Annotated in this window: 12 protein-coding genes; all 12 read right to left on the bottom strand. The window is 36.5% G+C overall.

Annotated elements, in window-relative coordinates; genetic code table 11:
* Positions 1-10 precede the first annotated feature (10 nt).
* The gene (locus tag BN1066_RS11975) at positions 11-1,579 is read right to left on the bottom strand and encodes an OPT/YSL family transporter (protein ID WP_077319725.1); all 1,569 of its coding nucleotides are present in this window, start codon (positions 1,577-1,579) and stop codon (positions 11-13) included.
* Positions 1,576-2,223: an aspartate/glutamate racemase family protein gene (locus BN1066_RS11970; RefSeq protein ID WP_077319724.1), complete on the bottom strand. Its 648-nt coding sequence runs from the start codon at positions 2,221-2,223 to the stop codon at positions 1,576-1,578. Before BN1066_RS11970 ends, BN1066_RS11975 begins: the two co-directional genes overlap by 4 nt.
* A gap of 968 nt (positions 2,224-3,191) precedes the next feature.
* Positions 3,192-4,010 carry a nitrilase-related carbon-nitrogen hydrolase gene (locus tag BN1066_RS11965; RefSeq protein ID WP_077319723.1) on the bottom strand — a complete coding sequence of 273 codons (819 nt, stop codon included), beginning with the start codon at positions 4,008-4,010 and terminating at the stop codon, positions 3,192-3,194.
* A gap of 23 nt (positions 4,011-4,033) precedes the next feature.
* Positions 4,034-5,275 carry a cytosine permease gene (locus tag BN1066_RS11960; RefSeq protein ID WP_077319722.1) on the bottom strand — a complete coding sequence of 414 codons (1,242 nt, stop codon included), beginning with the start codon at positions 5,273-5,275 and terminating at the stop codon, positions 4,034-4,036.
* 400 nt (positions 5,276-5,675) lie between these two features.
* Positions 5,676-7,235 carry a hydantoinase/oxoprolinase N-terminal domain-containing protein gene (locus tag BN1066_RS11955; protein ID WP_077319721.1) on the bottom strand — a complete coding sequence of 520 codons (1,560 nt, stop codon included), beginning with the start codon at positions 7,233-7,235 and terminating at the stop codon, positions 5,676-5,678.
* A gap of 1 nt (position 7,236) precedes the next feature.
* Entirely contained in the window at positions 7,237-8,319 is a 1,083-nt protein-coding gene (locus BN1066_RS11950) for an S-methyl thiohydantoin desulfurase family protein (protein ID WP_143695805.1), read from the bottom strand.
* A 784-nt stretch (positions 8,320-9,103) separates the two neighbouring features.
* The gene (locus tag BN1066_RS11945) at positions 9,104-10,696 is read right to left on the bottom strand and encodes a PucR family transcriptional regulator (protein ID WP_077319720.1); all 1,593 of its coding nucleotides are present in this window, start codon (positions 10,694-10,696) and stop codon (positions 9,104-9,106) included.
* Between the two features lie 521 nt (positions 10,697-11,217).
* On the bottom strand, positions 11,218-12,069 hold the full coding sequence (locus BN1066_RS11940; RefSeq protein WP_077319719.1) for an ROK family protein: 852 nt from the start codon (positions 12,067-12,069) through the stop codon (positions 11,218-11,220).
* A gap of 65 nt (positions 12,070-12,134) precedes the next feature.
* Positions 12,135-13,592 carry a glycoside hydrolase family 32 protein gene (locus tag BN1066_RS11935; protein WP_077319718.1) on the bottom strand — a complete coding sequence of 486 codons (1,458 nt, stop codon included), beginning with the start codon at positions 13,590-13,592 and terminating at the stop codon, positions 12,135-12,137.
* Between the two features lie 55 nt (positions 13,593-13,647).
* The gene (locus tag BN1066_RS11930; RefSeq protein WP_077319717.1) at positions 13,648-15,042 is read right to left on the bottom strand and encodes a sucrose-specific PTS transporter subunit IIBC; all 1,395 of its coding nucleotides are present in this window, start codon (positions 15,040-15,042) and stop codon (positions 13,648-13,650) included.
* A gap of 265 nt (positions 15,043-15,307) precedes the next feature.
* Positions 15,308-16,291 carry a LacI family DNA-binding transcriptional regulator gene (locus BN1066_RS11925; RefSeq protein ID WP_077319716.1) on the bottom strand — a complete coding sequence of 328 codons (984 nt, stop codon included), beginning with the start codon at positions 16,289-16,291 and terminating at the stop codon, positions 15,308-15,310.
* A gap of 299 nt (positions 16,292-16,590) precedes the next feature.
* The gene (locus BN1066_RS11920) at positions 16,591-17,343 is read right to left on the bottom strand and encodes an AraC family transcriptional regulator (protein WP_077319715.1); all 753 of its coding nucleotides are present in this window, start codon (positions 17,341-17,343) and stop codon (positions 16,591-16,593) included.
* Positions 17,344-17,525: the final 182 nt, after the last annotated feature.

The raw sequence follows: 17,525 nt of genomic DNA, 5'->3' as shown, positions 1-17,525 counted from the left end.
ACATCCTCCCTTATTTTACTTTCCATATGGATGAAAAGAAGCTATAAATAGCGTCCCCAGCGATAAATCCGGCAGCTGTTGTATACATCGTATTTTCAGCCTCTGGACCTTTAACCTTCAGCACAATCGTACGAATTAATATTCCTGCCATTACAGCCCACCCCGCAATTGGATTAATGATTAAAAGACCAGTTGCTAAGAGAATCCCCATTTGTCGTTTTGGCCCGCCGATTAACTGAATGATTGCACCAGGAATGGCCCAAAGTAATAAAAGCATTCCTACATTTCCAGTTAGACCGGACTCTATTGTAATGGCATATGTTCTATCTACAGGCGGCACTAAATCCTTGGCAAAAAAGTTATTTGCAAATAGACTGACCATAACCATTGCTACTCCAAATCCTATTAATGCACTCTTTAATTGTTGTCTTCTTCCAAATAACTCTTGTTCAATAGAAGCGCCTTTACGAATAATTACCCCCGTTTTAAAGTCATAACCTAGATCAGCAAATGCTGGCCCTGTTGCTGCTGTATAACCTGTTAATAGAGCAAGAGCGACAGGTGGAAACCCTAGCAACATGCCAATAATTAAAGAAATTAACGTTACTGCAAAGGCTGGAAACCATCCGGAGTGCATCGCAGCAATTCCTACAATAATCTCACTTGCTAAGGCGGCAAAAGCTGCGAATAAGACAAATAGGATTACTTGCCAAATTGGCATATCACCGATAATTCCTGCCATCATTGCTACTACAATAGCTCCGATAACATAAAGGATATACCCGAGTCCAAAGCCCATTTGAATATCTTTTTCGTTTCTCGTATTCTCATGGTTTTCATCTTGGAGGATTTTTTTTATATTTTGTTTTTTAGATCTTAATAACACTAAAATGAATTGTAATAAGGCTATCATTCCAGCACCAATCATCATTCCATGTGGTATATAATACGCACTTAAATCCACTCCAAATAATGGGACGGAATATCCTCGAAGCAATAATCCTAAACCAAACATGGTTAAAGCCCAGATATTTCCGATAAACGCTACACCAAAAGCAGACATAGAAATACCGAAATGGGAGCCGATCATACCACCTATAATTCCTAGTCCTAAAAATTTAGCTTTCGCTCCACCTTCATCTCCAGCTTTTAGTGCTTCTGCAGTAGCTACTCCTGGTGGCCATACTTCATCCGCACTGAAAAGTTTTGTATCGAACACTTTATAAAGGATGAATGTATCAATTAATAATGCTACCCCTGCTCCAACTAACATCGGTACGATTAACTCAGGCATGCCCATGACATAAGGAATCCCCACTGGAATAAGTAGGCTGTTAGCCGCCCCAAACGTGGCAGCAGAGATCGTTGTTTGCACTAAGTTCTGATTTTCTAATGAGCGATACTTATAAAATAATTGCATTGGAATTCTGGCGATCAACATAGCAATTAAAGCACCTATAATGGAGGTATTAGGAGTTATCCCAAGAGATGTGATCAATTGCATACCAATAATTGCACCAAATAGAGCTACAATAATGGAAAGGATAATAAATGTAAGATCAAATGTTTTATTCTTCATTCCGGTTGTTCCTTTCTTAATAATTGATATGCAATTCCTTGTGCTTCTACTAAGTCAACCACAGGAACTTCTAGATGCTTTTGCAAATACGCTTTAAGGCGAATTGTAGAAAAACCGGTACAAGCAAATAAAATGACATCCGCACCAGCTTCTATAGCCTTATTGATAACCCGAAGCAATTCAGGCTTGGCATACTGTTGAAATAGGTCTGTCGTTTTTCGCAAACGTGGCGAAAATGCATAGTTATAAAATGTTTCACCTAACTGTTTTTTCATTGCCGGTGGAGGTTGCTCTGTTATTCCAACTACCGCCACTTTACTTCCCACCATGCTTGCTGCATGTGCTCCACATATCCCTGCGCCGAATACTGGAATATCTACAGCTTGCCTTGCCTCTTTTAGCCCGGGATCTGCGGCACAACTAATTGTAATTGCCTCGATTTCCTCATCCTCAGCCATTTCTTGTGCTAAAGCGACAATTTTAGGTATAGCGGCCTTTTCCGATTCATCGTCATAAATGCCATTTGGCTGGGAAGCAATACAGCTCGACTTAGACTCAATCCCGTATAATTCGGTTAAACGACTCCCATGCTCCTGTAAGACTTGATTGTCTTTTGTAGTTAGTACTCTTATAATTCCTAGCATACATTCACCCCTTTGTATGATTATAAATTTTTAAACAATTCGTAGGAATGGAATAAGTGGGAAAAAATCAAACCCAAAGTTTTCCCATATTTTCTTTTTTATAGTATGTGTTCAACAGAAAAATAAATGGATAAATTGGAAATACCGTCGTTCGTCTCTTCGTATTCTCTATAACATGGGAAGGGGATTAGGACCATTAGATACGGAATAAAGTGAATCTCCAATCAATAGGGGTTCTTTCATCCCATACTGATTGTTAGATGAACGAATCGGGCTTTTAGGTGCTGTTATCTACCACTTCGACTTGATGCAGTATGGATTCTCCAATTCTTGAAGCGGGAGGCTTACAGCACCTTATATGCGAGATAAATAGTAAGAAAGTAGAAGGCCAACTATTTCCGAAAAACTAAAAAGAAAATGCCTTTTATCTCCCCCTTAATGGTCGCTTTTTTATTTGTGGAACTACCTTAAAAATGAAACAACTCTAGCTTAACTTGAAACAACTCAACCTCCTTAAAAATCAAAATTCTAAGCTTATAAAACGTCGTTGTTTCTAAACAAAAGCTAGGAAGGTTCCGTTAGCGGCATACAATTGGAGACCTTCTAAAGCAAAAACCTTGAAACAGGGGGATACCGGCGCCCGAGCGGCAAGCCCGCTTTTAGTCAACCTTTCTTTAGATTCGAACCAAAGTTGACTTACCCGTAGGAAGAAGAGCGAAGTTTGCTAGCAACACGAGCGCTTAAGCTGATGAAGAACGCTTCAAAAAAGGGGGTTCACCAGTCGTAGAATTTTATTTTTCAAGCCAAAATAGCGGCATTCTTATCCGAAATGATAAGAATGCCGCACTTTTAGTATTGTTTAGAAAAACTTAGCACCAAGTCTCTATGGGTGAAAGCTATCGTTTTTCAAATACGATAAACAATAAAGTTTTATACTTTCCTATAGTGTAAAAAACGAAATTCATCATCTATTTTTCTGTTAACAAATGATACATAAACGGTTTACGATCACGTAAATAAGAAATTTCGGTGCGGTATTTGCGAATATCTTCAAGATCAATCTCTATTACCTCGACTGCTTCTTTATCTTTAGGCAACTCTTTTATAATCTGCCCACGTGGATTACATACCTTACTTTTACCAAATAAATGCAGTCCATGTTGGTCACCAACGCTATTTACACCAACTGTAAATAATACATTTTCCAAAGCACGCTGAGGCAGATTTAAATCCCACATATCCTCATCTTCTATTCTCCATGCAGAAGGCACAAAGATAATATTCGCTCCTTGTAAACAAAGACTTCTAGATACCTCTGGAAAGCCCGCGTCATAACAAATAGCAATGCCGATTTTTCCAAAGTCTGTATCAAATACAGGAAACTCCGATCCTTCTTTAAAGTAAAATCGCTCTAATGCCCATAAATGGGCTTTTGCAAAACTTCCAACTATATTTCCTTCTCTGTCAAAAACAAAAGCAGAATTATAAGCCACTCCTGCCAGCTCTCTTTGTTCCACAATCGGAGCAATGACATATACGTTATTTTCTTTTGCTGCTTGTCTCAATATTTCTACACTTTGTTGAAAATATTTTAAACCTAGTTCATTTGTTTTTTCCTTGAGATAAGCCAAATGATAGCCGGTAGAAAAGAGTTCTGGAAGACAGACGATATCACTTCCTTGCGATGCTGCCTGTTTAATAAATTTTGCAGCTTTTTGTAAATTAAACTCTACATCACCAAGCTTTGCCTCCATTTGAATAATGCCAATGGACACTTTTTTGGTCAACGAACTCAACTCCATTCTGTTTTTCAGTTAGATAACACTTTATTGTCAAATGCTTTTTCTAAAGCGAGATACAATAAGCCAGCTACAATAATTGAATTAATTGGTGCAATTCCAAATCCCCATTTTGAAGATAGGTAGGCAGCAACTACCCCGCCAATCCAGGCAAAGATTGCCAGCCAATGGATTCCTTTTCGGATAACAAGCTTCTTTTTCTGAATAATATAATACTCTACCCAAATCACACCGGCGATTGCTGACACAGTCATACTTAGAAAGCTTAAAAATCCTTGAAAGGCATTAATAATATTAAATGCCGCTAAAATGATACCCACACTTCCTGCAATTAACGTTAAATAAATTCGTTTTACATTTGGGAAAATATTTTTTAAGGCTAGTCCACCTGAATAAGCGTTAGCTAAATTCGTAGACCAAGCAGCAAGGATTAATACGACAAAAGCTACCCAGTTAAATCCTAATGATTTTAATACTTCCGTAATATCTGTAGTCAATGCATTAACAGACATTATTCCAGCTGCAACTTGTTGAAAAAATGTCACTAATGCTACAGCGATAAATCCCACAATAACGACATCTTTAATTCCGCGTGTATAGCGGAGATAATCAGGAGAAATAACTGCACCTACAATAATTAAGCCTACAACAATATCAATGCCTTTAATCATTGTCATTGGGTTTTCCGGAGTATAATCAAGTACTGGGCTCATCCCCCCACCTTGATCAATCGCTTTAATAAGTGCCCAAACAATTAACACAATTAGTGGTGGAATCGCAATATAATTAAACAATGCCATCGTGTTAAACCCATATGCTGCAACTACTACCATTAAAATTCCTATAATGATTACGGTTAACGTTAAGTTGATATTAGGAAATATTTGCTTTATTGATAGTCCAGCAACTCCAGCTTGAATACCAAACCATCCAAAACTGGTAATTCCAAGGATTAATGAAATAATCCAAGTTCCACCAATTTCTCCAAACGCCCCTTTAGCTATAACGTACGTATTTACCCCTTCACGGCTGCCGATATTTCCTTGAATAATGAGAATTGCCATAAGAATAAGATTCCCTACAATGGAGACCCAAATCAAATCCTTTAATGTTAAACCGGTTATTAATGTACTTCCTACCATTAAAGCAGAAATAGCAATGTTTGTCCCAAGTACGTTAAATAATGGTGCTTTCCAACCAATTCGTTCGCTTAGTGGAACAGGCTGTAATATTAAATCTTCTCTTTCTTCCATATAATATTCCACCTTTATGTTTACGTTTTTATCTTTTCATTTATCAAAAGCGTATGAAAAATTTATTTATACAAGCATGCTGTTCAAAACAGCAACCAAACGACGGGTAGAAAGAGGAGCGAAATTTGCTCCAGCTTTAACCCTTAAGCTAGACGGCAATTTTCAAAGTAGAAACGAAAATACTACTTAAACAATCAAAATCTTTCTTTAGAAATCATCTAAAAATAAAATTTATTAGTGCATGTCCAAAAGAATTCAACGAAACGTAGTTCATAAATACTACCTCGTTATAATGAAACTTCACTCAGCAGGGCTTTCCCTTACTGAAGTTAGTACCGCAAAGGCATGCGGGATAAGATAAGCCGGCTAACAACAAAATGTACATGTTGAATCATCTCGATTATTTCAATAGCTCACCTGCTGCCTTTACACTTATACGTGTTGCATTACCAGGTAAATAAGCTAGTGGAACATCTTCAATTTCAACAATTTTGCAAGTATCAGGATTTGCACCAGCAGTGATTGCTTCCTCAATCGCTAAGTGTTTCGCTTCTTCAATTGCTTCAAGACGTCCGAATTGATCTAATGAATAAATGCGTTCTACTTGTCCACTAACCTGACTTATCGCTGACCCAATAGCATTAGCAACACCAAAATTTTCAGGTTTATAAACGTGGGAAGCTCCCTTTAATTGCCCAGGAAATAAAACACTTCCACCACCAACGAGAATGACAGGTTCAGGTTCTCCACTTGTTTTCATTTGATCAATAGCATTCTCTACCATCGCTATCATTTGTTGATAAATTTTTTCCAGCAATAGTACATCTAAATGTGCCACATTATTGTAGTCTCCAATATTTGCCTTTCCTAAGAAAACAGCAATATCCGTAGCTGTTAACGTATCACCACCAAACACCATTGCTTTCTCCTTCAGACGATATCCAACACTATCTGGACCAATTGTAAATGTGTTATCTTCCTTAATACGTATGATGGTGCCGCCTCCTAAACCAATTGAAACAAGATCAGGCATACGGAAATTAGTACGAACTTTACCAATTTCAACAGCTAACGCTGATTCACGCGGAAAAGTGTCTACCAATACACCTACATCTGTCGTAGTACCTCCGACATCGACAACAATCCCATTTTCAACATCTGACAAATAAGAAGCACCACGTAGACTATTTGTTGGCCCACAAGCAATCGTATAGATAGGGTATTTCATAGCATATTCCACTGACATCAGTGTGCCATCATTTTGTCCAAAATAAACTTGACAGTCGATTCCTTCCTCATATAGAGCAGCGATAAATCCGTTAGCCATCGCTTTTGCAACATTAACTACAGAAGCATTTAAAATGGTTGCATTTTCGCGTTCAATAAGTCCAACACTACCGATTTCAAACGACAAAGAAATAGGAATATCATCACCTAATACTTCTTTTATAATTGCCTGAGCAATTTCTTCATGATCCTGAGTTACAGGCGAAAAAATCGAAGTAATCGCTACAGAATCTACCTTTCCTTTCATCTTTCTAGCAGCATCATAAATTGCTTGTTTATCTAATGGAACAATTTCTCTCCCGTCATATTCATGTCCGCCGCGAACAATATATACCTCGTTACCTAAGCGTGACTGTAAATCTTCTGGAAATCCGATAAGTGGTTTAACAGCCATACTAGCAGGAGCGCCAATACGGATAATCCCAACTTTATTTAAATGTTTGCGCTCAACGATGGCATTGGTACAATGTGTAGTACCAAGCATAGCATGCGTAATTCGTTGTGTTGGGATATCAGCTTGTTGCACAACTTCTTTTAAAGCTAATAAAATCGACTCACTAACATTGTCTTGTGTAATTATTTTTGTCGCTGACATTACCTCCATAGCTTCATTTAAAATAACCGCATCTGTGTTTGTCCCACCTACATCAATTCCAATCCGATAGGAGCTCATTTTATATCACCTCCTCGCTGGTTATTATTTCAATTGGTATATATTCTAAATCATAGCCGAAATATCTTGGACCAACCGTTTCGATTCCCTTTTCTGTTCTCCATTTTTCGTTGCATGCAATGCCGATTACTGTACATCTCACTCCATATCTTAGGCCTTCTGTCGTAATTGGCTGTCCAGTTTCATTATCAAGTAGACAAATTAAATCAGGAGTAATGCACACAGGCTTGCCATTTTCTGTAGCTAATAAAAATTCATTTTGAAAGTGTAGGGATAGTTTTTTTCCCTTATCTTCATTTATTCCTTCTATTGTTGCAATTCCTCTAGCAAAACCTGTCGATGTTTTCCGATCTATGTCTATTACCTTTCCTTCAAATAATAAATAGCCACTTGTAAAAGATAATACTTCCTGAATCGGATTTTGTTTTGATTTTCTAATAATTTCTCCTATCCCTTCAGCAAACGTTAAACTTTTAGCTACACCACTATTCTTCACTTGCTTTCCAGACATGGAATATTGAGCAACTGTAGAAGAACCACCCATTTGAACCGTTATGTTACGAGCAATTCGTTCTGACCAATGATTATCTATTGTCTGAAGAATGGAAGTATTCCCTCGTTCGTCAGCAATGACCAAAGGACTATTTGAAATACCGTCTAGATAGAATGTAACCATTTGTAGCTCTGGAAAAGCTCTTCCCATACCATCAACATTAATAATTGGTAGACCAAGGCGAGCAGCAATTGCTACCGGAAGCAATGAATTTACTCCACCAATTTCAATCGGCATCGTTGCAAAAATCTTTCTTCCTAAATGCTCTTCCATAAGTTGAAACGCATTTTTTGCTTCATTTTCTCCAGGCGCTTTTTCAAATAATACAGTTGGAGCTCCCATCATGCCAATCGGTACAACAAGAGCATCGTCTAGTACTTCATCAACCTCAAGCATTTTTACAGGACCATGCTCTTTAATAGCTTGTAATGCCATTAATTCTCCAATGTAAGGATCACCCCCGCCTCCCGTACCAAGTACCGCAGCTCCAACCGCAATATTCTTTATTGCATTTTCATCCAAATAACGCATTACAAAGTCTCCTTAAATAACTATTTGTTTTGATTATTTCGAATATTGACATTAAAATTTCTGAGCAACTTTTATCTATGATGAATAATAAAATTTCACAGACTTTTCTTTTTAAAAAATCATAATATCTGTCCATCCCTTTTTATAATTATAAATTTTTTAACAATTCCCAGGAATGGAATAAGGGGGAAAAAAAATCAGGTTACGTTTTCCCACTTTTGCCATGGACTATTTATGAGAAAAAGTTTCCGTGTTGTTCTACATAACTAGGCAAGAACTATAAAGTTTTTAGAACATTTGTTTTTCACTATATAACAGCATTTTCTTCACAACAATAAAACGATACAGCGGGGATTTACCCTACTTTCCTACTGATTAGAAGCAGAACAAAAGCTAAAAGCGCTCAGAATAGACGTACAAACTGGAAATCTTCTGAAGCAATTAAGCTGGAACTTCATTCTGTGGAACGCTTTTTCCAAAGAATGTAATGAACCAATCAGACATTTAAGAGTCGTTATCTCATCAGACGCAAAATCATAGCCACTTTTTGAATGGAGAAAAATACGTCTTCACATTTGGATAAGGGAAACTTGCCTCTAAAACAAGGGCATGCCGACGCCAAGCGACAAGCCCGCTTTTCGTCGGCCTTCCTAGATTCCGAGCCGATGTTAACTTAATTATAGGAAGAAGAATGAAGTTTGCTAGGTCTGAAACGCTTCAGTTAAACGGATACAAGATACCCACCGTAGAAAGCATACATATCGGTCTCTAGAATAAAAATTGATCATATCAGATCTTTAATCATTAGACAAAATTTTAAAATAAAGCGATTGTCGGCATCATTTAAATCCATATTTAATAACTGCTCAATTTTTTGTATTCGATAATTTAGTGTACGGCGATGAATAAATAATTTTTCTGAAGCCTTTGACACATTACCATTTTCATTCAAATACATTTGTAGTGTTTCCATCAAATCGTTGTCTTCTTGAAGCAATGGAAATAAAACATTTTGTGTATATCTACGAGCAAACAGATCAGAAGTCAGTTGGAGAAGAATTTCGTAAATGCCTAGTTTATCATGTGTATAAACCGTATGTTCCGGCTTTATTTTTAAACCGATCTCCATTGTTTTAGTTACTGTATGCACGTGCTCCTCAAAGCTGGTTGGAGTTTTAATCGATGGGCTAATGGCAACGCGAGTAAAATTCCAGCTGTCTTCTCCATTAAATCGTTCAATAATTTCATTCCATTGAGCTACAATTTGACCATATGTTTTTTCTTTACAATACAAGAACAAATAAAACTTATTATACTTCTCAAAAATAAAGTTTTCGCAAGTTGTTAGCTGATTGACGAGCCCATAGAGTTCTTTTCTAATTAAGCTAGAGTAATCAATAACTTGGTGCTTTGGATAATTCGTTAGTTTCAACCAATTCCCATAAAAATTAACAATTATTGCCGTCTTCGTTGCATTGATATCGTCCAGATGCAATAAAAATTGTTCGATTGCCTCTAAATCATCCTGTCGATTTTTTTGTAAATATAGTTGGTCACTGATAAAGAGCTGACTTAATTTATTCGCCACATTGTTTAAATGATTTGGGGAAACACCTTGAAACAATTCTTTGTCCGTATAGGAAATATGCAAAATAGCAAACAAACTATTTTTCCATATGAGAGGTAGAAGAATCTTTCTGCGCAACCCCGTTTTATAGAATACTGCATATTTATTCGTTAAGACGTCATTTTCCCATCTAGTAACTTCTTTGATATAATCAGAATAGTAGGGCTTCGAAAACAGCGAAGTGGATCTCCGCCAGCCATCAGCATGAAATAAAGCAGCCGCATATAACAAACGACCGTCTAAATCTTCAATATATACAGGGGAATTAACAATTTCAGCTATTCGATTCAATGCTTCTGGTAAAGAGGAAAAACTGGTTTGTTCAATTTCATACAATGGATGCTGCAATTCTACTGTTTTTTGCTGTTTTTCCAAATAAAGTTTTTCATATAGGGGTGTTAAAACACTAATATAAGTGACATCCTTTGGAATGGTTACAATTGGAAAATTATGCTTATCTGCTAAATGAATGATTTCAATTGGGATAGAAGTAATAAAGCGTCCTAGTTTGATGACGATTCCAGCAGCTTTTTGGTGAATTAAAGCTTGGACAATCTCAACTTGCCTGTTTGGCAAATCTTTAATCGAATAAAAGGTTGTAACAACTAAAACCCCAGGCGTTACCCAACTCATTACCTCAGGTACTTCCATCACCTCAATAGCTGTGATATCACGAGATATACCTTTTTCTCCAGCGATAACTTTTCCTCTTGCTAACCCACCAATCAACAATGCATCCTGTATTTTCATAAGAATTCTCCCATTCTAAACAAATTCTTAGTTGAAATATTAGTCGTCCATAGTTTGTATACTTATTATAATAGTGTAATTTGCCATTAAATGAAACCTATTATACAAAATTTGAAATTTTCAGCAGTGGAAAAGCATGCTTTTTCAGATTGTTGGATCATATGAAATAGGAGATATTAAAGTCTAGTCACCTTGAAGGGTCTTCCCCCCCAAGCTTCAAGCAAATCTATTTTAGAGAAAATTGTATATTTTTGTACATGAGTACCAATCGAAAAATTCAGTATAATCAAAATAAAAAAAGAACATGGTTCATCTTGACAAAAAGGCTCGTAAATAAACCCGGCTCTACATCCATTTTCTTCCTATACCATTACATCCAGTACGTTAGTATTTCGTATGTTGCAACTTTTTTCCCCCGACAACGAATTCTATTATTTATATGGTAACATTTCACCCATATTAAGTTTAACGAACTGGATGCATGTTAAAAAAACATCCAAATCTATCAAATACTTTTCATATTACTTTAGCGTTAATGCAATAGCCCCTTTTACACCTTGCTCATCGTTCAATGTTGGAGCAACGATTAGATCATCCACCTGTTTCACTTCTAAATAACCATTCAGCAACTCCAAAAAATACTTGCGAATCATCGAATAAAGTTTTACCTGCTTCATTACTCCCCCACCAATGATAATTTTCTCCGGGGACAAAATAAGATAATAATTCATGATTGCTTGTGCTAAATAGTAAGCTTCGATTTCCCAAACTTGCTCTTTATCTACCAGCAAATTTGCCTTCATACCGTAACGTTTCTCCATCGCCGTACCGGAAGCAAGGCCTTCTAAGCACGAACCATGACTTGGACAACTACCTGTAAATGGATCATCCTGATGTTTTCGAAGTAAAATATGACCCATTTCCGGATGATTCTTTCCTTGAAATACATCCCCACGTAAGACAAATCCTGCACCGATTCCAGTCCCTACTGTAATATACAAACAACTATCCGCATGCTTACCGGCACCGTAGTTGTACTCCCCAAGACAAGCCGTGTTTACATCGGTATCTAAGTATACGGGTACTGAAAAATCATGTTGAAGCTTATCAAGCAACGGATAGTTACGCCAATTTATTTTTGGTGTATGTAAAACTGAACCATATGTGGAACTTTTTTTATCTAAATCAATCGGCCCAAACATACCTACACCAAGAGCTTCAATTGCATAGTTGGCAAAATAGTTTTTCACTGCTTTTAATGTATCATCTGGGTCAACTGTCGGAAGGCTGATCTTATCGATTATCTTCCCGTTTTTATCACCAACTGCACATACAAACTTCGTACCGCCTGCTTCAATTGCCCCAATTAACATATATACAAACCTCCTAGGAAGCAGAAGAAACCATCTTCTTAACTGCTTCCTTTATTTTTTTGTTTTCAATATTTTGTTATCTTTTTCACATTCCATTTCTTTATATTAATCGTAACACTACCTTCAACTTTAAAAATAACATCCTTCGCTTCCAAATCATCAAAAATCCGTGAAGAAAATACTTCTTCCCCATCATTAAGAAAAATTTCCATGGAGGATGTATCTTTAAAAATGAGCATCTCCTTTAAATTTTTCAAAACACAATGCCTGCTCTCTAATGCATGTGGAGCAGTAAAAGTTTTTCTCTGAAAAGTAAACACTTGGGATGTTTGATCATAGATGAGATTAGATTCTCCAATTTGTACGATCAACTTGCTTGCTTGCCAATTCTTTATCCCTAGCTTCATTGCAAACACATTCCCATAAACATAAGGTAACGTAATAGGCTTTTTATTGTCTATCACTACATTATCATAGTAAGTTTCATCTTCATATAATTTTTCAAGTTCTTCGACCGGACATTGCCATAACTTCCCATCTTTCCATTCTAAATAGCGGGGGATCGTTAAAGCGTGTATCCAGTTGTATTTGACAGTAGGATGTTTTGATTCACCTACTTCTGCGTTTCCTAACCAGCCAAACAATAATCTTCTTCCTTTTTTATCAACTGTCGTTTGTGGTGCATAGAAATCAAACCCTCTATCCAATTCAACAAAGGAATCATGGAGAAAAGATACATTATCATAGTCAATTTGACCGGCAAAATAACCAGATTGAAAAATATTTTGGTATTGAAATCCTCTAGCAGGAATTCCTTGAGGACAAACTAGTAAAATATCCTTATCACCTAAGCGAAAAATATCCGGACACTCCCACATATAACCAAAATCTTCTCCCCCATTAGACTCGGCACCTAATAAAGTTCCTTTAAAAATCCATGTTTTTAAATCAGAAGAAGTGTATAGGACAGCCTCGCCTGTTTCTTTTTCTGTTTGCGCCCCAAGCACCATAAACCATTTTCCGTTGTTAAAAAACACCTTCGGATCACGGAAATGCGCCGTGTAACCATCAGGAACATGAATGACAGGACCCTTTTTTTCAAAGTGAACCCCATCAATTGATACGGCCATACATTGATAAGAATTACGATTCCCCTCATCATCGATTACATTTCCTGTATAAAAAACGTATATTTTATCCTCAAAAACAATAGCGCTTCCGGAATAACATCCATTTTTGTCATACCACTTATCAGGTGCAAGTGCGATGGGTGCTTCTCTCCAATGAACGAGATCCTCAGAAACAGAATGTCCCCAAAACTTCGGACCATGATTCGTTGCAAAAGGATTCCACTGATAAAAAATATGATACTGTCCTTTAAAAAACACAAACCCATTCGGGTCATTTAACAATCCTACCGGTGGCATAATATGATAATGCAGTCGATAAGGATCACTTGCTACTTTTTGTTTATTATCCTCTATTTGTTTATATGCTATATCTTTTTCTATCCTACTATTCATATATAAAACTCCTAAACATAAATGATGAGCCGATCCTTCAATTGTCTCTTATTTTTTAATCCTGATTCAATTGTTTATCTGAAAAGCCAAAGAGCCATGTAAGCACAAAGGCAACACCAATCGCAATTAAATTAACGAATAGATATAAAAGAACTTGTCCGTTTAAATATAGCAGCGTACCAGGAATCACCGTAACAGCCATTCCCGTCCCTTTTAAACCTATTAACGCAGCAACGAATCCACCAGCGCCACCACCAATTAATCCCATTACAAATGGTTTTACATAACGTAAATTAATCCCAAAGATTGCCGGTTCCGTAATACCTAAAAATGCTGACAATGATGAAGGAAAAGCTAGTGCCTTTAGCTTTTTTGATTTTGTTTTTAGCCCAACTGCAAGTGCCGCTCCACCCTGAGCCGCAACAGAGGAGGTAATAATAGCGTTAAAAGGATTACCGCCAATACTTTCAAGCAGCTTTATTTCTAATAGATTAAAAATATGGTGAACACCAGTTATTACAATGATTTGATTAAAGAAACCAATGAATAATCCAGCTAAACCAAATGGTAAACTCAAAATATAAAGTGTACCATCCAAAATATAACCTTCAATTAAATGAAAAACAGGTCCAATCACAAATAATGATGCAGCAATCATAATTAACAAAGTTAAGAAAGGCGTAAGAATTAAGTCAAGTGCCTCAGGTACTCGTTTACGAATTACTCGTTCCAATTTAGCACCAATTATTCCAGCGATAAATGCCGGCAGTACAGATCCCTGATAGCCAACAACCGGAATAAACCCAAAGAACATCAATGGTTCTGCACCTGTTGCAACTCCCCATGCATTCGGTAAAGATGGGCTAACTAGCATTAGGCCGAGAACTATTCCAATGACCGGTGTGCCACCAAACACACGAAACGTAGACCAAGCAACCAATGCAGGTAAAAAGATAAATGCTGTATCCGTCAGAATTTGCGTAAATAGAATGAGGTTTTCCGAAATATCAGCTGGCGACAAACCGAAAAATGCCAACAACTCCTCCTGCATGATTAATCCACGAAGCCCCATAAACAAACCAGTAGCTACAAGCACTGGAATAATCGGAACAAAAACATCCCCAAATGTACGGATAGCACGTTGGAATTTATTCCCCTTTTTCGCCGCTTCTTTTACTTGTTCTTGTTTAGATATGCTGTTTACATCGAATTTCTCTACTTCTTCATAGATTTGATTTACTGTACCAGTACCAAAAATAACTTGAAATTGTCCTGAGTGGAAGAACGCTCCCTTTACTTTATTAATCTTTTCTACACGTTCTTTATCAATCTTTTTCTCATCAATAATGATCAAACGTAACCTTGTCGCACAGTGAGCTACAGAAGCGATATTCTCTAATCCGCCAATCGCTTCAATCAGTTCTTGAGCTATGTTCCTGTTTTCTGACATTATTACACTCCTTTTATCATGGTATCGATTCCACATTAGACAAATAAAAATATGATAGCGGAAGTTATGGTATATCCATTAAACGAAGGACCTTTTTCAGCTACTTTCTTCCCGGTACATATATCTTATGGGAGAAAATAGCATCGCACATCATGAATTAAATATCTTTTCATTTAGATACTATCCCAAACTATCAGTGCTTTATTCTTTATGGAATCGATACCACAAGCAATAAAAAATATATGTGAAATCGATTTCACATATATCATACACTATCACGAATAATAAGTCTATAGTCTAGTACAATTTTTTCTTGATATTTTTCTGAACGAATCCGAGCTAAAATCTGCCTCGCTGCTTCTTCACCTGCTTTTTCATTTTTGTAGTCAACTGTCGTTAACGAGGGATCAACATACTGGGATAATTCGGAAGCGCCAATTCCAATAAACGCCATATCTTTTGGTACGTTAAATCCTTGCTGCTTTAAATAGCTGATAGCGCCTATTGCCAATCTATCCGTAACAGCAACAATAGCGGTTGGTCGTTTGGAACAACATTTTATCATATTTTCCATCGCCGTGTAACCTGAATCAATATCAAAGACCGCTTTCTGAATCCAAGCTTCTTCAATTGCTAAATGATGTGCCATCATTTCATCAAAAAATCCTTTTTTACGCAAGTAACCAACGGCCCGATCGGATTCGTCAACGCCAATAAAACCGATCCGTTTATGTCCTTTTTCTATTAAGAAAGCGGTTAATTCTCTAGCTACATGATAATCATCATACGTAACGCACATAACTCCTTCTGCTTCCTGACCAATGAGGACAATCGGCAGACTGATCTCATTGATTTTTTGCATAAGTTCTGGTTTTGTATTCGTTGCAATCAATACAATTCCATCCACCTGGCGCATAAGCAAATCTAAGTACTCCAATTCCTTTTCTTTGTTGTGGTTCGTGTTTGCAAGTAGAATCTGGTACCCATGTTTAGATAATTCTTTTCCTAAACCTGTAACCACCCTGCTAGGCGTTTCTGTCTGAATAGTAGGGAGAATCACTCCAATTACTTTCGTCTTTTTTGTCCTTAAAGATTTTGCATATCTACTCGGCACATAACCTGTTTTTTCAATGACTTCCTCAACACGCTTTCGCGCGTCATCACTTACATAACCAGAATTATTCAAAACTCTGGAAACAGTGGATCTCGAAACACTTGCCATTTCAGCAATATCTTTTATCGTCACCAAAGTTATGTCCCCTCCTTATTTTCAAATTATATCTATATGTAAAAAATCGGATCAAGCATTTAGTATAAACAACTCCCTAGTTGCACTTACACGTTGAACATTAAAACTTTCACTGTTTTCCTTAATTATCAACTAAATTTATACTATCCTAACGTATAAAATATACCAGGTTTCTCCTTTGTTTCCAATAACCAAGTTAATTTATTATCCCTCTGAGGACAAATATAAATGAAAAGAAATGCGATTTATCGCACCGCCAATAGAAATAAATGACTTCTCGCCTTACAAGTTAAAATACATCATTTCAAATAATTTTTTCTAAATAAGGTAGGTGTTAAACCAGTTTCCCTTTTGAAGACATTGCAAAATTGCGAATCGTTAACAAACCCTGCTTCTAAAGCAATTTCTGAAACAAGCATGGACGGATCCTTGATTAAACATTCTTTTGCATAGTTTATTCGTTTTAAATAAAGATACTGTAGAGGAGCAATTCCAAACTTTTCCTTAAATAAATGACGAAACCGATCATAACTATAACCAGCAATACTTGCTAAAGTTTCAACGGATAGCTTTTGTCGAAAATATTCATCCATATAATTACGTACATACAGTATTCTCTCTTCTATTTGATTATGAGATTTAGTAGGACCAATTAATCGTTGCAAATGAATGATAAGCTCTCCCACTAACAGATTAAGCATTTCAGGAAAACGATCCTGTCGCTGCATAAACTCATCTTTCATTTTTTGTAAAGTACGCTTTATTGTCCAATCACTGCTATCTTGAAATACACCATTTAAGTTGACAATTTCTTCACTATCACTATGAAAACCAATAAATAATACATCCGCATTTGAATAATGAATCTCATTATGCTCCACGTTTGGAGAAATGAGAGCAAATGTATTCTCATGAAATGAATATTCAACTGAAGCTATCTCTGTTATCCCACTTGTATAATAATAAACCAACTCATAACAATTATGTATATGATTAGGAATAAATTGATTTTTTGCACGTTTGGAGAAAAATAGAAAATCCAATAAATCCATGTATTTCACCCCAGTTAGTATATAGCCGAATCATATAATAATATGACCGAATATATATAAAATCTAAATACTTTTTATGCTAATATAATAACACGACATAGCCAAATAATGAAATGAAAGCGTTAAATATTTCTAGTTGGATAGATGAATTTTGTCTTTACCAAAGCATAAGATTGATTACA

This window comes from Virgibacillus proomii (assembly GCF_900162615.1).
In the GTDB taxonomy this organism is placed as follows: Bacteria; Bacillota; Bacilli; order Bacillales; family Amphibacillaceae; genus Virgibacillus; species Virgibacillus proomii.
This window is presented reverse-complemented; position numbering and strand designations above follow the sequence as displayed.